Genomic DNA, 19,879 nt, shown 5'->3' with positions numbered 1-19,879 from the left:
ATGGATACACTCATCGACCTGCTGCCCGAACTCTGGACGGCCACCTACGAGACGCTCTACATTGTTGCGCTCACCCTGTTCTTCGGCGGCCTCGGCGGACTGCTGGTGGGCCTCGGGCTCTACCTCACCCGCGCCGGCAGCATTCTCGAGAACAAGCCGTTATTTTTCGTGCTCAACCTGCTGGTCAACTTCATCCGCCCGATTCCGTTCATCATCTTTCTCGCTGCGGCGCAACCGCTGGCCCGGGCCGTCACCGGCAGCGGCATCGGCAACAATGCGATCATCTTCACCATTGCGCTCGCAGCCTCTTTCGCCATGGCCCGCATCGTGGAGCAGAACCTGCTCACCGTGACGCCCGGCGTGATCGACGCGGCGCGAAGCGTTGGCGCGGGGCCGATTCGCATCATCTTCACGGTGTTGCTGCCCGAAGCGCTCGGACCGCTGATTCTCGGCTACACGTTCATCTTCGTCGCGCTCGTGGACATGTCGGCGGTCGCCGGCTACGTCGGCGGCGGCGGCCTCGGCAACTTCGCGCTGCAGTACGGCTACCGCCAGTTCAACCCGATTGTGACCTGGGCAGCCGTGCTGCTGATCATCGTGCTGGTGCAGTTCGTACAGTTCTTGGGCAACTACCTCGCCCGCAAGGCTCTGCGGCGGTAGTGCCGGCGGCTAGTCGAAGTCGAGGCTGAGCTTGCGCAGCAGGCCAGCCAGCCGCTCCTGATCGGTCACCGAGAGGGTGTCGAGCAGTTCCGCTTCGGCGTCGACCAGCCGGGTGATGGCGGCATCCACTCGGGTGAGACCGGCGGGGGTCATGCCCACCAGAATGCCGCGCCCGTCGTTGGGCGCGGAGCGGCGCTTCACGAGTCCGCGCTCGACGAGCCCGTCGATGCGGTTCGTCATGGTGCCGCTTGAGACGAGCGTCTGCTGCAACAGGGCTTTCGGGCTGAGTTCGTAGGGGGTGCCGGCCCGGCGAAGGGCCGAGAGCACATCGAACTCCCACGACGCGAGCTCCGAGCGGGAAAAAGCCGTGCGGCGGGCGCGGTCGAGGTGCTTGGACAACCGGGCAACCCGGCTGAGCACCTGCAGCGGCGCAAAATCAAGATCGGGCCGTTCGCGCAGCCACGAATCGACTATTCGGTCGACTTCATCATGGCCAGGCATTCCTCCATTATCCCGCTTACCGGGGGGTTTCTTCGCCGAGAGGCCTCCGGAGCGCGCCAGCGGTGCCGCGGGCCGCTGGAATCTGGCAGACTTGACTCGTTGCTGGCCTCGGCCGGAACGTTCCGCCATAGTGTAACGGCAGCACGGCAGCCTTTGGAGCTGTTCGGTCCAGGTTCGAATCCTGGTGGCGGAGCATTTACTTTCTCTCAACACTGCGTTAGGAATCCCGTGACAGACGCCCGCCTCGCCATCATTGTGTTGGCCGCCGGCCAGGGCACGCGCATGAAGTCCAGCCTGCCAAAGCTGCTGCATCCGCTCGCCGGAGTACCGATCGTCAGCCATGTGCTGGCCACCGCGCGCGCCCTCGACGCCGCCCACGTCATCACCGTCGTGCGGCACGAACGCGACCTGCTCGCCGCCGTTGTGGCCGAAGACCTGCCGGAGAGCACGATCGTTGACCAGGACGAGATTCCCGGCACCGGCCGCGCCGTCGAGCAGGCCGTCGCCGCGCTGCCGGCTGATTTCGACGGTGACGTACTCGTCATCAACGGTGACGTGCCGCTGCTGAACGCCGCCACGCTCGCCTCCTTCATCGCCTCCCACCGCAAGGGCGCCGCTGCGGGCACCGTGCTCTCCGCCTACCCCGACGACGCGACCGGTTATGGCCGCATCATCCGCTCGGTCGAGGGCGCTTTCGACCGCATCGTTGAGCAGAAAGATGCGACGGATGCCGAATTGGCCGTCACCGAGATCAATGCCGGCGTCTACCTGTTCGGCCTGGCCACGCTGCGCGAGCAGCTCGCCCAGCTCACCACCGCCAACGCGCAGGGTGAGAAATACCTCACCGATGTGATCGAGCTGTTGCGCGGGGCCGGCTCCGAGGTGAGCGCCGTTCCCGTCGCCGATTCCTGGATCGTCGCCGGCATCAATGACCGCGCCCAGCTGGGCGATACCGCGCAGAAGCTCAATGCCCTGATCGTGCGCGGCTGGCAGCTCGCCGGTGTGACCGTGCAAGACCCGGCCACCACCTGGATCGACCTGAAAGCAGTACTGGCGGCCGACGTCACCCTGCTGCCGGGTACCCAGATTGTTGGGGCCACCGTGGTGGCTACCGGTGCCATCATCGGCCCGGACACCACCCTGCGCGACTGTGAGATCGGCGAGGATGCCCGAGTGAACCGCACCGATGCGACCCTCGCGGTTATCGAGGCCGGGGCATCCGTTGGCCCGTTCTCCTACCTGCGGCCCAATACCGTGCTCGGCGCTGACGGCAAGATCGGCGCTTTCGTCGAGACCAAGAACGCCCAGATCGGCGCCGGCAGCAAGGTGCCGCACTTGAGCTATGTGGGCGACGCCACCGTCGGCGTGGGGTCGAATATTGGCGCCGGAACAATCTTCGCCAACTATGACGGCGTAGCCAAACACCACTCGGCGATCGGGTCGCATGTGCGCACCGGGTCGCACAACGTCTTCGTCGCGCCGATTACAATTGGGGACGGAGCGTACACGGGGGCAGGCACGGTCGTGCGCAAGAGCGTACCGGCCGGCGCACTGGCCATCAACGTGGCTCCGCAACGCAACATGGACGGCTGGGTGCACGCCAACCGTCCGGGCACAGCCGCTGCTACCGCTGCGGCTGCCAGCCCCAGCAGCACGGAACGCGTGGACAGCACGAAGACTGGAGAATAGGTGTCGGAAATCAAGACCAGCGGTGACAAACGACTAGTACTGGTTTCGGGGCGAGCGCACCCGCAGCTCGCTCTTGACATCGCCACGGAGCTTGGTTCAGAGCTGCTCCACACCGATGCGCGCACCTTCGCCAATGGCGAACTGTATGCCCGGTTCGACGAGAGTGTGCGCGGCTCGGATGCCTTCGTCATCCAGTCCCACACCGCGCCGATCAACGAATGGCTGATGGAACAGCTCATCATGGTTGATGCGCTCAAGCGGGCCTCGGCCAAGCGCATCACCGTGGTCGCGCCGTTCTATCCCTACGCTCGGCAGGACAAGAAGGGTCGCGGCCGCGAACCGATCTCGGCCCGCCTCGTCGCCGACCTGTTCAAGGTCGCCGGCGCCGATCGCATCATGTCGATTGACCTGCACGCCGCCCAGATTCAGGGCTTCTTCGACGGTCCCGTTGACCACCTGTTTGCGATGCCGGTGCTACTGGAGCACTTCCGCGAGAAGCTCGACCCGGCCACGCTCACCGTGGTATCGCCCGACATGGGCCGCGTGCGCGTCGCCGACATCTGGAGCGATCGCCTCGGCGTTCCGCTCGCCATCATTCACAAGCGTCGCGACCCGCTCGTGCCCAATCGGGTTTCCGTGCACGAGATTGTTGGTCAGGTGAACGGCCGCGTCTGCCTGCTCGTCGACGACATGATCGACACCGGACGCACGATTGCCCTGGCCGCCGAGGCCCTGCGCGAGGCCGGCGCAATCGGCGTCGTCGTCGCCGCCACCCACGCCGTGTTCAGCGACCCAGCCGTGGACATGCTGCAGAACCCAGCCATCAGCGCTGTCGTCGTCACCGACACCCTGCCGATCCCGCCCGAGAAGCGTTTTCCGACCCTGACGGTGCTGCCGATCGCACCGCTGTTGGCTCGCGCCATCCACGAGGTCTTCGACGAGGGTTCGGTTACCTCAATGTTCGACGGCGCCGCGTAGCGTTCCGGTGGTGACTCGTCGGTCGAGCCTGTCGGGCCCGTTGGTCGGGCGTGTGGAGATTTCGACCGGCCTGTGCGTTACGACGGAATGCCCGGGGCCCGCTGCGTCGGGGCCGACGGAATGACGCCGAGTGGCTGCACGAAGGTCTCGCGTTCGTTCTGGTCGATGGCATAACACTGCCAGCCGAACCCGCCGGACCCGGCGAACTCGAATCGGGCGTCGAAGTCGACGGCGGCGGGGTAGTACCGAGCGACCGCCGTCACACAGGCGTTGGCGGCGGTGTCGGAGGCAACCCGCATTGTCGTGAGAACGCCGGGTACGACGAGGGCGACAATGCCGAGCACCACGACGACCCGCAGAATTGACGTGAAATGCCTGCCACGCAGGGGGCGGTAGTTGTCGTCGGGCTCGTAGCCGGAGAGTTCGGGGTGATTGTCAGTCATGGGTAACACCATTGTTCCAGACCCTGGTGTGAAGCGGGCGTTGAGAAAGAAACCGGCCGGCGGAATCCACGGCACCCCGGTGGGGCGAGTGGATGCCGCCGGCCGGCAGACGATTACGGCTAGTTCGTGGATGCCTCGATGGCGATCTCACCGCGGTCGCCGGACCACAGGGTGTGGAAGGTGCCGGGCATGTCGACGCGGTGGTACGTGTGCGCACCGAAGAAGTCGCGCTGACCTTGCACCAGGGCGGCCGGCAGGCGTTCGCTCGTGAGCGAGTCGAAGTAGCTCAGGCTGGAACCGAAACCGGGAACCGGGATGCCCGACAGTGCGGCGGTCGAGACCACACGGCGCCAGGCGGCCTCACCGGCGGCGACGGCCTCGGCGAAATACGGGTCCACGAGCAGGCTCGGGATCGAGGGGTCGTTGTTGTAGGCATCCACGATGCGATTGAGGAACTGCGCGCGAATGATGCAGCCGCCGCGCCAGATGGTGGCGATGGCACCCTTGTCGATGTTCCAGTTGTACTTGACCGCACCGGCGATGATCGCGTCGAAACCCTGTGCGTAGGCGACGATTTTCGAGGCGTAAAGCGCCTGGCGCACGTCTTCCTGAAAGGTGTGGCCGACGACGGAGATTTCGGGGCGGGCGGTAATGGTGGCGCGCACCGGTCCGCGCTGCTCCGGGTGGCTCGAAACGGCGCGCGCGAAGACCGCTTCGGCGATGCCGCCGACAGGAACGCCGAGGTCAAGCGCATTCTGCACGGTCCAGACGCCGGTCCCCTTGGAGCCGGCCTCGTCGAGCACGACGTCGATGAACGGCTCGCCGGTCTTCGCGTCGACCTGGCGCAGAATCTCAGCGGTGATCTCGATCAGGTAGCTGTTGAGTTCCCCGTCGTTCCAATCGGTGAAGATGTCGGCGATTGCCTCGGGGGAGTGGCCACCGACCTTACGCAGCAGGTCATACGCCTCGGCGATGAGCTGCATGTCGGCGTACTCGATCCCGTTGTGGATCATTTTCACGAAGTGGCCGGCGCCGTCGGTGCCGATGTGGGTGACGCAGGGCACACCGTCGACAACGGCAGCAATGGATTCGAGGATGGGGCCGAGGGTCTTGTACGCCTCCACCGAACCGCCAGGCATGATGCTCGGGCCGTTGAGGGCGCCCTCTTCGCCACCGGAGATACCGGCGCCGACGAAGTTGAGGCCCTTGGCGCTCTGCTCCTTTTCGCGACGGATGGTGTCGGTGAATTCGGCGTTGCCGCCGTCAACGATGATGTCGCCGGGCTCAAACAGCTCGGATAGCTGCGAGATGACGGCGTCGGTTCCGCGGCCGGCCTGCACCATGATGATCGCGGTGCGCGGCGTGGTCAGCGAGGCGACAAAGTCCGCGATGTTCTCGGAGGCGACGAAGTTCGCCTCGGGGTGCTCGGTCGTGAGCAGGCGGGTGCGTTCGGGGGAGCGGTTGTAGACCGCGACGGTGTTTCCCTCGCGGCCGGCGAGGTTGCGTGCGAGGTTCGAGCCCATCACCGCCAGACCGACGACACCAATATTTGCCTGTGCTGAACCGGACTCTGACACGTTTTCTCCTTTGGGGCTGAGATCAACAGACCACTGTCAAGGGTAGTCCACGTGCCTGCTTGGTCCCACATTCAGGGGTCAGCAGGCACGCAACCGGGCGCTCACTCCGTCGATGTGCCGTCCCAGATAGAACTCATTTCGTTGAAGGCCCGTTCCATGATTTTGAGCATGGCTTCGTGCGCTGCTTCGGGGTTGCCACGCTGAATCGCACTGGCCACGTCGACGTGCAGTTGTAGGGCTTCATTGTGCGGATGTCGCGGCATGAGCCCGTAGTTCGTGCGGCCGGTCAGGACCTCGGCAACCAGGGTATTGAGCTTGGCGAACATCTCGTTGCCCGAGCTGGCCAGTACCAGGTGGTGAAACTCGATGTCGAGCACGAGAAAAGCCTCGGGGTCGTCGGCCTGACCGGCGGCCCACAGTTTGCCGGCCAGTCCCATGAGCTCACTGGCGTCCGCTAATGGCGCCCGGATAGCCGCCAGCCGGGCAGCCTGGGGTTCAATGGCTGTGCGCAACTCGGTGAGTGAACGCAGCTGTGCGATGCGCGCGGGTGAGGCGAGACGCCAGCGAATGACTTGCGGGTCGTAGAGGTTCCATTCCGACGCCGACAGAATCTGCACGCCGACCCGTCGGCGGGAGGCGAGCATGCCCATCGAAGCGAGTACCCGGATGGCCTCGCGCACGACTGACCGCGAGACGCCGTATCGCTCCTCGAGCTCTTCAATGCGAAAGACCGACGTGCTCGCGAGTTCTCCGGCGCAGATGGCCAGGCCGAGCATGTCGACGACGCGGGCGTGCAGGCCCGTCACTGTTCCGTTGCCATCGAGCGTGGACGGCAGGTCAACAAGCGGTTGGGTAGCCGGCGCTGGCATCACAGAGGGCGTCATACGATTGATCATATCCTTTCCACAACAGAGTTGAATAAGTATGTTTTATTGGGTAGCGTTTTCTTTTGAGACAGATGTAAAGATGCATCTGTTGGGGAGCGTGGCTCAAGTGCCGGTTCTTCAGATTGGAGACACAGTGAAGCGTCATTCCGTTTTTCGTGTTGCGGCCATCGTCGCAGCCACTGTCATCGCAGTAGGCACGCTCACCGCGTGCGGTGCCGGCGCCAGCGACGGTGACGGGGCCTCGAAAACACTTCGGGTGACCCTGGCCAACCACGTCTGGACCGACACAATCAAGAGCAAGCTGCCCGAGTTCGAAGCGGCCACCGGCCTGACGGTAGAACTGAGCCAGTACGGCGAAGATCAGCTTTCGGACCAGTACAACGTGAAGCTCAACGCCGGCACCGACGAGATCGACGTCATGATGTATCGCCCCCTTCAGGAAGGCAAGCTGTTCGCCAAGAATGGTTACCTCGCCGACCTGAGCGACGACGTCGACTCGAATGCAGACTGGGACTGGAGCGACTTCCAGCCCGGACCGGTGGGATCGACGACCCATGACGGCAACGTTGTGGGAGTCCCGATCATTACCGAGCAGGAAGTGCTGTACTACCGCAAGGACCTGCTGGCCAAGGCCGGACTCGAGGTTCCCACCACGATGGTCGAACTCGAAGCCGCAGCCAAGGCGATCAAGGAACAGAACCCCGGCGTAGCCGGTTTCGTTGCCCGCACCGGTAAGTCCGCCGCCGTCACCCAGTTCTCGAGCTTTCTGTACAGCTTCGGTGGTGACTTCATCGACGAAAACGGTGACTCCGCCATTGCCAGCCCCGAAGCCAAGGAAGCGTATGCCTTCTACGGTAAACTTATTCGCGAGTACGGCCCCGATAACGTCAGCACGGACATGAGCTGGCCCGAGGCCATGGCGATTTTCACCCAGGGCCAGGCCGGCCTCTACACCGAGGCAGACAGCCTCTACAAAAACGCGACCGACCCCGAGACCTCCAAAGTGTCCGACACCGTCGGCTTTGCGCCGATGCCGGCCGGCCCCGGCGGCTCCGTTGCCTACAACGTGCCGTCCTGGGCTCTGGGCGTCAATGCTGAATCGGCCAACTCAGCTGAAGCGTGGAAGTTCATCGAATGGGCGACGAGCCAGGAACTGACCCTGGCGGTTCAGCAGGACGGCGTTCCCGGTGCACGCCAGTCGGTGTGGGAAGACCCGGCCGGCACGTCGACCTACCCGGCTGACCTTGCTGCTGCGATCTCCACGAGCTCGAAAAACGGCGTCGGTCATGACCGCCCGCTCGTCATCAAAGTGCCCGAAGCACGCGAGATCGTCGGAGACCCGATCGTCGTCGCCATCACCGGCGGCGACTCCGACGCGGCAGCGAACGCTGCGAGCGATGCCTTCCAGGGCATCCTCGACGACGAGTAGAGCCGATTCTGCTGGGGGCGCACGATTGACACCGATCGTGCGCCCCCAGCCCTCTTCTGACCATGCAAAAAAAGTGTGAGGTGAATGATGACCACGATGGTCAGCACCAAGCCCACGGTGTGGGAAAACTTCTCCACCTGGGCCAACCGTCATCGAAAGTGGCTATTCGCCTCTCCCGCGATGATTTTCGTCGGACTATTGATCGCCGTCCCGCTCGGCTGGACCCTTTATCTCAGCATTACCGACTCAGAGGGCTCCGTTCGCGCTGAATCCAACGTGGTCGGACTCAACAACTACGTCGAAGTGCTCAGCGATTTCGACCGGTTCTGGCCTGCTGTGATGCGCACGTTCGTCTTTACCGGAGGAGCGCTCGCCATCGAGATGGTGTTGGGAATGTGCATTGCACTCCTGCTCTGGCGTCCGTTCCGAGGCGAGAAATGGGTGCGCGTCGCAATCCTGCTGCCGCTCGTGGCGACTCCGGTCGCCGTCGGCATGATGTGGCGCCTCATCTTCGACCCGAACATCGGTTTCGCCAACCAGGTCCTGAGCTGGGTCGGTATTCCGGCGCAGCCCTGGCTCTCCGGTCAGTACACGGCACTGCCCACGCTCATGTTTGTGGACATCTGGCAGTGGACGCCGATGGTCGTGCTGATGCTCCTGGCCGGTCTCACCTCGCTGTCGGACGAACCCGATGAAGCGGCCCGCATCGACGGCGCCAACGCCTGGCAACGCTTCTGGTTTGTCACCCTGCCGCTGCTGCGTGCCACCGTCATTGTGACCATCGTGCTGCGCGGCATTGATGCCCTCAAGACTTTCGACATTCTCTATGCCACCAAGGGCAAGGGTGGCGGGTCATTCCACGAGGTGGAGACGCTCAACATCTACGCCTTCGGCCTGAGCTTCGACTACAACGACTACGGGATCGCATCCACCGTGCTGATCCTGTTCTTCCTGCTCATCATTGCGATCATGTGGGTGCTCACCTACCGCAGAAAGGCGAACCGGTCATGACCACGACCCTGCCAGCCCGTCCCGTCACGGAGACACCGCGCCCGGTCGCGATCGCGCCGCGGCGCCGCAAGCCGCGAGCGTACAAGATCTTTCGTGTCGTCGCCCTGACCCTCACGGTGTTGCTGTTTATCGCTCCCCTGGTCTGGATGTTCATTGCGTCGCTCAAAACCAACGTCGACATCTACGACGCCAGCAAGACCTTGTTCTTCGCGCCGACCCTCGACAACTACGACAACGTGCTCAGCCGCAACAACTATTTCGGATTCATCTTCAATAGTTTCTGGGTGGCACTGCTGTCCACCCTCTTCTCCCTGCTCATCGGAGTTCCAGCCGCCTACGCGATGAGCCGTTTCGCCATGCACCGCTCCGCGCTGGTCGTGCTCATGGCACGCATCATTCCCGGCGTCAGCCTGCTCGTGCCGTGGTATTTCATTTTCGCCAACATGCGCATGGTCGGCGGCTTCGGCGTGCTGATTCTCTCGCACATGTTCGTGGCCCTGCCGCTCATCGTCTACATCATGATCAGTTACTTCGACTCGACCCCCCTCGAATTGGAGGAGCAGGCGCAGGTGGATGGCCTCACCCATATCGGCGCGTTCCTTCGGATCACGCTGCCGCTGTCCGTTCCCGGACTCGCGACCGCCGGCATCCTCTCCTTCATCTTTTCGTGGAACAACTTCATGTTCGCGCTGGTACTCTCCGGAGCGAATACCAAGACCCTCCCGGTGGCGATCTTCAACTTTGTCTCATATGCCAGCATCGACTGGGGGAGCCTGATGGCGGCAGCCGTCGTCGTAACCGTTCCCATCATGGTGATCGCACTGTTCACCCAGAAATACATCGTGTCCGGCCTCACCGCCGGTGCGACCAAGGGCTGAGCGTGAGCCTCCCACCGATCGTCGTCATGGGTGTGCAGGGGTCCGGTAAATCGACCATCGGTGAACTACTGGCCGCGCGGGTTGGCGCCCGGTTCCTCGATGGCGACGCACTGCACCCCGCCGCCAACAAAGCGGTCATGGCCGCTGGGCAGGCGCTGCAAGATGAGCACCGACTTCCGTGGCTGCACGAGATCGGGCGTCAACTGGCCGAAGGCCGTCCCGGCGGCATCGTGATAGCCTGCTCGGCGCTCAAACGCAGCTACCGCGACCTCCTGCGCGGTCACGCCGGCGACCTGTTCGTCGTCGACCCGGAAGGGCTGATCGACCTGATCGCGGCCCGGCTTCGTGCCCGTACCCATGAATTCATGCCTCCCGCGCTCCTCCAATCGCAGTTCGACACGCTCGAGGTGCGCACAGACGATGAACGCGGCGTGACCGTGAATATTGTCGAACCGCCCGGCACCATCGTCGAACGGATCGTCGCGGCTCTCGCCGCCGAAACAGAAGGTCGTCAGGTTGGCCGTGTCACACATCACACGAGTTGAAACTTTTCTCGTCGCACCCCGTTGGTTGTTTGTGCGGCTCGAGACCGACGACGGCGTCGTCGGCTGGGGGGAAGCCAGCCTTGAAGGGCATTCGGATGCCGTACGCACGGTTATTGAACAGTTCGCGGAATATCTCGTCGGGGCCGACCCTGACCGTATTGAAGATCATTGGCAGGTACTGACCAAGAGTGGCTTCTACCGCGGCGGACCGGTATTCGGCAGCGCCGTCTCCGGAATCGACCAGGCGTTGTGGGACATCTTGGGTAAATCCCTCGGGGTGCCCGTATACCAGCTGCTCGGCGGTGCGGTGCGGGATCGAATCCGCGTGTACGGCTGGGTCGGCGGCGACGATCCGAGCGGCATCACCGACGCGATCGAGGCCCAGCTCGCCGTGGGGCTGACCGCCGTCAAAATGAACGCGTCCGGCATCATGAGCCGGGTCGGTACGGTCGCCGAAATCGACGGCGTACTCGAACGGGTCGCCGCCGCGCGCGCCGTTCTCGGCCCCGACCGCGACGTGGCCGTGGACTTTCACGGCCGGTTCACCCTCGCCAACGCCCGCCGGATCGCCCCGTTGCTGGAGCCGTTGCGCCCGTTCTTCATTGAGGAACCGGTCGTTCCGGAAAACTCCCACCTAATCGGTCAGCTCGCCCAGACCACCTCCCTGCCGATCGCAACGGGAGAGCGCCTCTATACCCGGCAGGATTTTCTGCCCGTGTTTCAGGCCGGCATCGCCGTGGCGCAGCCCGACCTCTCGCACGCCGGCGGCATCTCCGAAGTGCGCCGCATCGCGGCGATGGCCGAGGTGTTCGACGTGCAGCTGGCCCCACACTGCCCGCTCGGCCCGATCGCGCTGGCGGCGTGCCTGCAGGTGGGCTTCGCAACACCCAACTACCTCATTCAGGAGCAGAGCATCGGCATTCACTACAACCAGGGCGCCGAAGTACTCGACTACGTGCTCGACAAAGAACCGTTGAAATTCGTCAACGGACACATCGAACTGGTGACCGGCCCCGGCCTCGGCATTGACATCGACGAGGTCGCTGTGCGGGCCGCCGACTCGCGCGGGCACACCTGGCGGTCGCCGATCTGGCGGCACGCCGACGGCGCATTGGCCGAGTGGTGACGGCCGTGACGGTACCGGGCACTCCGGGCGATTTTCTCGCCGGGATGCAGCGTGAACGTCTGCTCGCCATTATTCGCGCGACCGACCCGGACGCCGCGATTGCCGCGTCCCTCGCGCTCTTTGCCAGTGGTATCCGCTTTCTTGAAGTGTCCCTCGTCACGACCGACGCGCTCGGTATCATCGCCGAGCTCGCCCGACTCGCCCCGAGCGACTGTCTGGTCGGCGCGGGAACCGTGCTGACCACCGACGACGTCCACCGCAGCGCCGCGGCCGGCGCAACGTTCATGGTGACCCCGGCCATAACCGACGCCATCGCCGAATCGGCCCGGCTGGGCCTGCCGGTGTGCGCTGGCGCGCTCACCCCAACCGAGGTCGTTGCGGCCCGCCGCGCGGGCGCCACCGTGGTCAAGCTGTTTCCCGGATCGTTCGGCGGGCCGGCCTATCTCAAGGCGCTGCGCGACCCGCTGCCCGACGTGCCATTCGTACCCGTCGGCGGCGTCGATGCCGTGCGTGCTGCGGAATACTTCGCGGCCGGGGCTCTCGCCGTGGGCATCGGCAGCCCCCTGCTCGGTGATGCGGCCCGCGGCGGTGACCTCGACGCACTCAGGGCTCGTGCGGTCAGCTTTCTGGCCGTGCGCGACAAGTTCAATCAGGACGATGTCGACGAGATGACGGCTGCGCGAGCATGACCGGCCCCGACGTCGTCACCCTCGGCGAAACGATGGTCAGCCTGCGCACGGGCACTCCGCTGCGCCTCGGCGGCACCCTGCGGATGACCATGGCCGGCGCCGAGTCAAATGTCGCGATCGGGCTGGCCCGGCTTGGCCACACCGTGCGCTGGGGTGGCCGCGTTGGTCACGACGAGGTCGGGCAGTATGTGCTGCGCACTTTGCGCGCCGAAGCGGTCCTCGTCGATACGGTCACCGTGGACGCCGACCGGGCCACCGGCCTCATGCTGGCCGAACGCCGCATCAACGCCCTGTCGCGGGTGAACTATTACCGCAGCGATTCGGCCGGTTCGGCGCTCGGCCCAGCGGATGCCGTCGCCTGCCTGGCCGCGGCCCCGCGGCTTCTGCACGTCACCGGTATCACCCCGGCGCTCTCGAGCTCAGCCGCGGAGGCCGTGACCGAGGCCGTGCGGCTCGCCCGCGCGGCCGGCGCCCTCGTGTGCGTCGACGTGAACTATCGAGCCACACTCTGGAGCACGGACAGGGCCAGGACGAGCCTGTCGGCCCTGGCTCGCAGCGCGGACATCGTCATCGCCTCCGACGACGAGCTCGCACTCATTGCAACCAGCGCGGGTTCTCCCGAAGCGGAGGGCTGGGCAGCGGCCGAGCTTGCAGCATGTGGTGTCAAGGCGCTCATCATCAAACGCGGCGCCGACGGCGCCAGCGCCTTCACCGACGGGCAGGTTGTGCACGCGCCGGCAGTTCCGGTCACCGTGCGCGACACCATTGGCGCCGGTGATGCCTTCACCGCCGGTTACCTGTCCGGAGTGCTCGACGGGCTCCCTGTGGCCGCGGCGCTCGCTCGCGGCACCGTTACCGGTGCCTTCGCGGTCGCCGCCGTCGGTGACTGGGAGGGCGCACCGACCCGCGCCGAACTGGCCCTGCTCGCCGCACCGGCCGGAGCCACCCTGCGCTGACTCGGCATCCGCTTTCCGCGCATTCCCATCGCGTGTACGACCAAGGAGAACCCCATGAAGATCGACAGAGCAGAAGTCATCGTCACCAGCCCGGATCGCAATTTCGTGACGCTGCGGCTCACCACCGACGACGGGCTCGTTGGGCTCGGCGACGCCACCCTGAACGGCCGCGAACTGGCCGTTGTGGCCTACCTGCAGGAGCACGTCGTGCCGCTGTTGCTCGGCGCCGACGCGCACCGCATCGAAGACACCTGGCAGTTTCTCTACCGCAGCGCTTACTGGCGTCGGGGCCCGGTCACCATGGCAGCGATTGCCGCCGTTGACGTCGCGCTCTGGGACCTCAAGGCGCAGGCTGCGGGAATGCCGCTGTACCAGCTGCTGGGCGGAGCCAGCCGGGACAAGATCCTGGCCTACGGCCACGCCTCCGGGCGGGACCTGCCCGAACTGTTCGACTCCATCCGCAAGCACCAGGCGCTCGGCTACCGCGCGATCCGGGTGCAGACCGCCATTCCCGGACTCAAGGCCATTTACGGCGTCGCCGCGCAGACCCAGACCAGCGGCAAACGCTACGACTACGAACCGGCCCAGCGCGCTGCCCGACCCGCCGAAGAAGACTGGGACACGCACGCCTATCTGCGGCACCTGCCGACCGTGTTTGAGGGCGTGCGCGCCGAGTTCGGTGCCGAACTGCCCCTGCTGCACGACGGACATCACCGGATGACGCCGATCCAGGCCGCGAAACTCGGCAAGTCCCTCGAACCCTACGACCTGTTCTGGCTCGAAGACTGCACCCCGGCCGAAAACCAGGATGCTCTGCGCCTGGTGCGTTCGCACACCGTTACCCCGCTTGCGATTGGCGAGGTCTTCAACACGGTCTGGGACTACCAGACCCTGATCAAGGACCAGCTCATCGACTACGTTCGGTCGGCGGTCACCCACACCGGCGGTATCTCACCGATGAAGAAGATCCTCGACTACGCCGCCCAGTACCAGATCAAGTCCGGTATTCACGGTCCGACCGACATCTCCCCGGTGGGTATGGCTGCGGCGCTGCACCTCGACCTGGCCATTCACAACTTTGGAATCCAGGAGTACATGCAGCACGGTGACGCCACCAACAGTGTCTTCGAGCAGTCCTTCAGCTTCTCCAACGGCTACCTGCACCCCGGAAACAAGCCCGGTCTGGGCGTTGAGCTCAACGTCGACGAGGCTGGCAAGTTCCCGTACCAAACGGCTTATCTGCCCGTCAACCGGCTGGCCGACGGTACCGTGCACGACTGGTAGTCGTACCGATGCGACACGCCCGGGCTGCAGACGCGGCTCGAACTGTGTAAGCTTGGGAATCGAACTTCGGCGAGGGATGGTGCTGGGCCAGATCAGTGGACCGGCGGCATCCGTTATCGACGCGGCGGACGAGACCTTGGGCTTTTCCTCACGCTGACATGCGTTCGAGTTGAATCAGTACCCCGCTTTCTCGGGCTTCGGCCCGCGAACCACGACCTGGGCCTCACGCCCCGCAAGGAGAAATACCATGGCTAGAGAAGTTACCGCCGTCGCCGCTGAACTGCGCGAAAGCTTCGGCAAGGGCGCGGCCCGTAAGCTGCGCGTTCTCGGCAAGATCCCGGCCGTCATCTACGGCCACGGCACCGAGCCGGTGCACGTGTCGCTGCCCGCCCACCGCATCGCCCTGCTGCTGCGTCGCGCCAACATGCTCCTCGAGCTTGACATCGCCGGCGCCAAGCAGCTCGTGCTGGTCAAGGATGTGCAGAAGGACCCGGTGAAGGCCGTCATCGAGCACATCGACCTGGTCGTCGTGCGCAAGGGCGAAAAGGTGCAGGTTGAAGTTCAGGTGCACATGTCGGGCGAGTCCTTCGCCGGCACGGTCGCCGACTTCGACACCAAGACCCTGCTGCTCGAGGTGGAAGCGACCGACATTCCCGAGAACGTCACCGTGTCGATCGAAGGCCTCGAAGACGGCGCTCAGATTCACGCCAAGGACGTTCCGCTGCCCACCGGCGCCGTGCTCATCTCCGACGAAGACGCCCTCGTCGTGTACATCCACACGCCGCGTGGCGAAGACGAAGAAGAGGCCGAGACCGAGACCGAGGTCATCACGGCCGGCACCCCCGCCGCCACGCCCGACGCGTAGCACTCATTCTCAACTGGTTCCGTCTGGGCTATCACCCTCGCAAACGGAGGATTCCCCTGGATACGAACCTGTGGCTCGTAGTCGGGCTCGGTAACCCCGGGCCCGACTACGCCGGCAATCGGCACAACGTCGGACAAATGGTGGCGGCACAGCTCGCCGGCCGTCTCACGTCAAACTTCAAGCGTCACAAGACGGCCGCCCTCGTCGCCGAGGGGCGCTTCACGCCCGGCGGACCACACCTGGTGCTGGCCAAGCCCACCACCTTCATGAACGTCTCCGGCAGCCCGGTCGCCGCGCTGCTGAGGTTCTACTCGCTGCCCGTCTCGCAGCTCATCGTCGTGCACGACGACCTCGACCTTCCCTTCGACACCCTCAAAATCAAGGTCGGCGGCGGTCACGGCGGCCATAACGGCCTGCGCGACATCATCGCCGCCACCGGAACCAACGAATTCATTCGCATTCGCATGGGCATCGGCCGCCCGCCCGGCCGCCAGAATGCGGCCGACTTCGTGCTGCACGACTTCGTCGCAACCGAGCGTAGCATTCTGCCCAATCTGATAGCGGATGCCGCCGACGCGATTGAACTGATCGCCTCCGACGGTGTCGTGGCGGCGCAGCAGAAGTTCCATTCGCCGTCCTGAGGCCAGTTCGGCGCTGTCGGTGCCAGTGCGTAGACTCGTTCAGTGATCCTTCAGGGCTTAATCGCAGCGCTCGCGCGCGCCTCCACGTTCGACAACGCCCTCGCGTACGCCAGCCGGGACGCTGATTTCTCGCTGACCGAGGGCCTGCGAGCGCCGCTTCTCGCCGCGCTCCTCGACCTGCGTCGGGATGACGCCGAGGCTCTCTTCGTCATCACCGCGACCGGCCGGGAGTCCGAGGCGCTGCGCGAGAACCTCGGTTGCTTCGCCACGAGCGCTGAGATCATCGACTTTCCGGCCTGGGAGACCCTGCCGCACGAACGCCTCAGCCCGAGCGCCGAGATCGTCGGCAAACGCCTGCACGCCCTGCGTCGCATGCGCGAATGGCAGGAGGCGGACCCGGCCACGCGGCATCCGCTCATCGTCGTCGCCTCGGTGCGGGCCGCGTTGCAGCCGGTCGCTGACAACCTCACCGACTACGAACCGATCGAGCTCACCGTTGGCGGGCGCGGCCATGACCTCTCGGCGATCGTGCTGCAGCTCGTCAATGTTGCCTATGCCCGCGTCGACATGGTCACCCGGCGCGGGGAGTTCGCCGTGCGCGGCGGCATTCTGGACGTGTTTCCACCGGTCTCCTCCCACCCGTACCGGGTGGAGTTCTTCGGCGACGAGGTCGAGCAGATTCGACTGTTCAGCGTCGCCGACCAGCGCTCGCTGCCCGAACCGGTCGAGTCCGTCAGCCTGCCGCCGAGCCGCGAACTGCTGCTCAGCCCCGCCGTTCGGCAGCGCGCCCGCGAGATGCAGCACGAATTTCCGAGCCTGGCCGGCCTGCTCGCCAAGATCGCTGAGGGCATCCCGGTCGAGGGTATGGAAAGCCTCGCGCCGGCACTGGTCGACCGGCTGGTACCGGTCACCCACTACCTGCCGAGCAACGCCGCCGTCGCCGTGATCTCACCGGAACGGGTCGCGAGCCGCGCGATCAGCCTCGCCGAAACCAACCGCGAGTTTCTCGGCGCCGCTTGGAGCGCCGCCACTGTCGGCGCCGACGCTCCGATCGACCTCGAATCCGGCGATTTCCTCACGCTGGGCCGCCTGCGCGACAGCGTGAAGTACTCGGCACCGGGCGCATCGGCCTCCGGTCACAGCTGGTGGACCCTGAGTTCGTTCCAGGCCGCGCCGACCGCCGCGCCGGACGTGCCCGTGTTTCGACAGGCTCAACAACCGCTCGAGCTGAACGAACTGCTCACCATTCGCATCGAAGCGGATGCCGTACCCACTTTCGCCGGCAGCGTCGACGGCGCCGTGGGTCACGTCGCCTCCCGGCTGCACGACGGCTGGGTCGTCGGCATCGTCGCCCAGGGCGCCGGTCTGGTCGAGCGGGCCGCCCAGGTGCTCGCCGAGCGCGAGCTGCCGGTGCGCGTGGTGGACGTGTGGCCGCTGGAGCCGGAACCGGGTATCGCCTACCTTCTGAAGGCATCCGTCGATCACGGTTTTGAGCTGCCGCAGAGCAAGCTCACGCTGATCAGCGAGTCTGAGTTCTACGGCCGTACCGTCGGCTACTCCGAGCGGCAGATCAAGAAGCTCGCGAGCCGCCGCAAAAACGTCGTCGACCCGCTGCAACTCGTTTCCGGCGACCACGTCGTGCACCAGACGCACGGCATCGGCCGTTTTCTCGAACTGACCCAGCGGGAGGTGTCAGGCGGAGGCCGAAACCCGGTCAAGACCACCCGTGAATACCTCGTGCTCGAATATGCGCCGTCGAAGCGTGGGCACGCCGGCGACCGGCTGTATGTTCCGACCGACCAGCTCGACCTCGTCACCCGCTATGTCGGCGGTGAAGCGCCGACCCTGAGCAAGATGGGCGGCAGCGACTGGTCGAGCGCCAAGACCAAGGCACGCAAGGCGGTGCGCGACATCGCCGTTGAACTCGTCAAACTGTATTCGGCGCGCATGGCCAGCAAGGGGTACGCCTTCGGGCCGGACACCCCGTGGCAGCGTGAGCTCGAAGAGGCCTTTCCGTTCGTGGAAACGCCCGACCAGCTCACTACGATCGACGAGGTCAAGGCCGACATGGAACGGCCCATTCCGATGGACCGGCTGCTCAGCGGTGACGTCGGCTTCGGCAAGACCGAGGTCGCCATTCGCGCCGCGTTCAAGGCGGTGCAGGACGGCAAACAGGTCGCCATGCTCGTGCCGACCACCCTCCTGGTCAGTCAACATATGGAAACCTTCAAGGAGCGCTTCGCCGGATTTCCGATTCACCTGCGCGCCCTGTCGCGGTTCCAGACCGACAAGGAGTCGCGGGAAACCATCGCCGGCATGCTCGACGGCACCGTCGACGTCGTTATCGGCACGCACCGGCTGCTGTCGCCGTCGATCATTTTCAAAGACCTCGGCCTCGTCATCATCGACGAGGAGCAACGGTTCGGCGTCGAGCACAAGGACGCGTTGAAGAAGCTCAAAACCAACGTCGATATTCTCGCGATGAGCGCGACGCCCATCCCGCGGTCGCTCGAGATGGCGGTCACCGGCATCCGAGAAATGTCGATCTTGGCCACCCCGCCCGAAGATCGGCATCCGATTCTGACCTTTGTCGGGCCGTATTCGCAGCGGCAGGTGGCCGCGGCCATCCGTCGTGAGCTGCTGCGTGAGGGCCAGATCTTTTTTGTGCACAACCGGGTCACGAGCATCAATCGCATTGCCTCGCAGCTCGCCGAGCTCGTGCCCGAGGCACGCATCGCCATCGCGCACGGGCAACTACCCGAGGCGCAATTGGAACAGGTGGTCGGCGACTTCTGGGAGCGTAAGTTCGACATTTTGGTCTGCACCACGATCATCGAAACCGGCCTCGACATCAACAACGCCAACACCATCATCATCGACCGCGCCGACAAATTCGGTCTGAGCCAGCTGCACCAGTTGCGTGGCCGGGTCGGACGTGGGCGCGAGCGGGCCTACGCCTACTTTTTGTACGACGAGAACAAGCCGCTGTCGGAGACCGCGCACGACCGGCTCGCCACGATCGCAGCGAACAACGAGCTCGGCGCGGGCATGCAGGTTGCGCTCAAGGACCTCGAAATTCGTGGCGCCGGCAACCTGCTCGGCGGCGAGCAGGCCGGCCATATCGCCGGTGTCGGCTTCGACCTCTACCTGCGCATGATCGGTGAGGCCGTGAGCACGTTCCGCGGCGACGTCGCCGAGGGGCAGACGGAGCTGCGCCTTGAACTGCCAGTCGACGCGCACATTCCGCACGACTTCGTCGACAGCGAACGGTTGCGTCTCGAGGCCTACCAGAAGCTCTCGAGCGCGAGCTCGCCCACAGCGACCGTCGACCAGATCGACCTCGTGCTCGACGAACTCACCGACCGATACGGCGAACCGCCCGTGCCGGTGCAGAATCTCGTGGCCGTGTCGAGGCTGCGCTGGCAGGCGCAGCAGGCGGGACTCGGCGAGGTCGTGGCCATGGGCTCGAACCTGCGCGTCGCTCCGGCCGATCTGGCTGACTCGATTCAAGTGCGCTTGCAGCGGATGTATCCCGGCTCACGTTACGTCTCGTCCACCGGAGCGCTCAGCGTGCCGATGCCGCGCCCGAACGGCGAGCCACTCGACGACAACGCCCTGATCGAATGGACCAAGACGCTGCTGACGGCGATCTTCCCCCGCCCAGTGCCGGTCCCTGCCGCGTCCTAAAAAACCCGGTGGTCGAGTTTGTCGAGACCATAT

The 19,879-nt window shown here is 65.1% G+C and carries 18 protein-coding genes and 1 tRNA gene; 15 read left to right on the top strand and 4 right to left on the bottom strand.

Annotated features, from left to right (window positions below):
• Nucleotides 1-660 (top strand): ABC transporter permease subunit, encoded by a 660-nt coding sequence (locus LH475_RS11680; RefSeq protein WP_196843179.1) that lies wholly within the window; start codon nucleotides 1-3, stop codon nucleotides 658-660.
• 9 nt (nucleotides 661-669) lie between these two features.
• On the opposite strand, the gene LH475_RS11675 is transcribed toward LH475_RS11680, so the two are convergent.
• Complete coding sequence (locus LH475_RS11675) at nucleotides 670-1,161, bottom strand: MarR family transcriptional regulator (RefSeq protein WP_196843180.1); 492 nt, start codon at nucleotides 1,159-1,161, stop codon at nucleotides 670-672.
• Nucleotides 1,162-1,282: 121 nt separating this feature from the next.
• Between LH475_RS11675 and LH475_RS11670 the strand changes: the two genes are divergently transcribed.
• From LH475_RS11670 to LH475_RS11660, 3 genes are all read left to right on the top strand, one after another.
• Nucleotides 1,283-1,354, top strand: a tRNA-Gln gene (locus LH475_RS11670).
• A gap of 35 nt (nucleotides 1,355-1,389) precedes the next feature.
• On the top strand, nucleotides 1,390-2,850 hold the full coding sequence (gene glmU / locus LH475_RS11665; RefSeq protein WP_196843181.1) for a bifunctional UDP-N-acetylglucosamine diphosphorylase/glucosamine-1-phosphate N-acetyltransferase GlmU: 1,461 nt from the start codon (nucleotides 1,390-1,392) through the stop codon (nucleotides 2,848-2,850).
• Nucleotides 2,851-3,828 (top strand): ribose-phosphate diphosphokinase, encoded by a 978-nt coding sequence (locus tag LH475_RS11660; RefSeq protein ID WP_196843182.1) that lies wholly within the window; start codon nucleotides 2,851-2,853, stop codon nucleotides 3,826-3,828.
• Nucleotides 3,829-3,905: 77 nt separating this feature from the next.
• Here LH475_RS11660 and LH475_RS11655 read toward each other — a convergent pair whose 3' ends face one another.
• The 3 genes from LH475_RS11655 to LH475_RS11645 form a co-directional block, all read right to left on the bottom strand.
• Nucleotides 3,906-4,271, bottom strand: coding sequence for a hypothetical protein (locus LH475_RS11655; protein WP_196843183.1), 366 nt, complete (start codon nucleotides 4,269-4,271; stop codon nucleotides 3,906-3,908).
• Between the two features lie 119 nt (nucleotides 4,272-4,390).
• A complete protein-coding gene (gene gndA / locus LH475_RS11650; protein WP_196843184.1) occupies nucleotides 4,391-5,848 on the bottom strand; it encodes an NADP-dependent phosphogluconate dehydrogenase in 1,458 nt (485 codons plus the stop codon).
• Between the two features lie 101 nt (nucleotides 5,849-5,949).
• On the bottom strand, nucleotides 5,950-6,732 hold the full coding sequence (locus LH475_RS11645) for a FadR/GntR family transcriptional regulator (protein WP_297414160.1): 783 nt from the start codon (nucleotides 6,730-6,732) through the stop codon (nucleotides 5,950-5,952).
• 136 nt (nucleotides 6,733-6,868) lie between these two features.
• Here LH475_RS11645 and LH475_RS11640 point away from each other — a divergent pair, with 136 nt between their 5' ends.
• The 11 genes from LH475_RS11640 (at nucleotide 6,869) to mfd (ending at nucleotide 19,846) form a co-directional block, all read left to right on the top strand.
• Nucleotides 6,869-8,164, top strand: a complete 1,296-nt coding sequence (locus LH475_RS11640) for a sugar ABC transporter substrate-binding protein (RefSeq protein WP_297414158.1) — start codon at nucleotides 6,869-6,871, stop codon at nucleotides 8,162-8,164.
• Between the two features lie 84 nt (nucleotides 8,165-8,248).
• Nucleotides 8,249-9,175 carry a sugar ABC transporter permease gene (locus LH475_RS11635; RefSeq protein WP_297414156.1) on the top strand — a complete coding sequence of 309 codons (927 nt, stop codon included), beginning with the start codon at nucleotides 8,249-8,251 and terminating at the stop codon, nucleotides 9,173-9,175.
• Nucleotides 9,172-10,053, top strand: coding sequence for a carbohydrate ABC transporter permease (locus LH475_RS11630; protein ID WP_196843186.1), 882 nt, complete (start codon nucleotides 9,172-9,174; stop codon nucleotides 10,051-10,053). The genes LH475_RS11635 and LH475_RS11630 overlap by 4 nt, the downstream gene beginning before the upstream one ends.
• 2 nt (nucleotides 10,054-10,055) lie before the next feature.
• Nucleotides 10,056-10,598 (top strand): gluconokinase, encoded by a 543-nt coding sequence (locus tag LH475_RS11625; protein ID WP_297414153.1) that lies wholly within the window; start codon nucleotides 10,056-10,058, stop codon nucleotides 10,596-10,598.
• Entirely contained in the window at nucleotides 10,576-11,724 is a 1,149-nt protein-coding gene (gene dgoD / locus LH475_RS11620; RefSeq protein WP_196843187.1) for a galactonate dehydratase, read from the top strand. Before LH475_RS11625 ends, dgoD begins: the two co-directional genes overlap by 23 nt.
• 5 nt (nucleotides 11,725-11,729) lie before the next feature.
• Entirely contained in the window at nucleotides 11,730-12,413 is a 684-nt protein-coding gene (locus LH475_RS11615) for a bifunctional 4-hydroxy-2-oxoglutarate aldolase/2-dehydro-3-deoxy-phosphogluconate aldolase (protein ID WP_297414151.1), read from the top strand.
• The gene (locus tag LH475_RS11610; RefSeq protein ID WP_196843188.1) at nucleotides 12,410-13,369 is read left to right on the top strand and encodes a sugar kinase; all 960 of its coding nucleotides are present in this window, start codon (nucleotides 12,410-12,412) and stop codon (nucleotides 13,367-13,369) included. Before LH475_RS11615 ends, LH475_RS11610 begins: the two co-directional genes overlap by 4 nt.
• A 54-nt stretch (nucleotides 13,370-13,423) precedes the next feature.
• Nucleotides 13,424-14,653 carry a D-mannonate dehydratase ManD gene (gene manD, locus LH475_RS11605; RefSeq protein ID WP_196843189.1) on the top strand — a complete coding sequence of 410 codons (1,230 nt, stop codon included), beginning with the start codon at nucleotides 13,424-13,426 and terminating at the stop codon, nucleotides 14,651-14,653.
• 247 nt (nucleotides 14,654-14,900) lie between these two features.
• Nucleotides 14,901-15,518 (top strand): 50S ribosomal protein L25/general stress protein Ctc, encoded by a 618-nt coding sequence (locus LH475_RS11600; protein ID WP_196843190.1) that lies wholly within the window; start codon nucleotides 14,901-14,903, stop codon nucleotides 15,516-15,518.
• 56 nt (nucleotides 15,519-15,574) lie between these two features.
• Nucleotides 15,575-16,159: an aminoacyl-tRNA hydrolase gene (gene pth / locus LH475_RS11595; protein ID WP_196843321.1), complete on the top strand. Its 585-nt coding sequence runs from the start codon at nucleotides 15,575-15,577 to the stop codon at nucleotides 16,157-16,159.
• Nucleotides 16,160-16,201: 42 nt separating this feature from the next.
• Nucleotides 16,202-19,846, top strand: a complete 3,645-nt coding sequence (gene mfd / locus LH475_RS11590; RefSeq protein WP_297414147.1) for a transcription-repair coupling factor — start codon at nucleotides 16,202-16,204, stop codon at nucleotides 19,844-19,846.
• Nucleotides 19,847-19,879: the final 33 nt, after the last annotated feature.

The organism is Cryobacterium sp., from assembly GCF_026786305.1.
Lineage (GTDB): Bacteria > Actinomycetota > Actinomycetes > Actinomycetales > Microbacteriaceae > Cryobacterium.
This window is presented reverse-complemented; position numbering and strand designations above follow the sequence as displayed.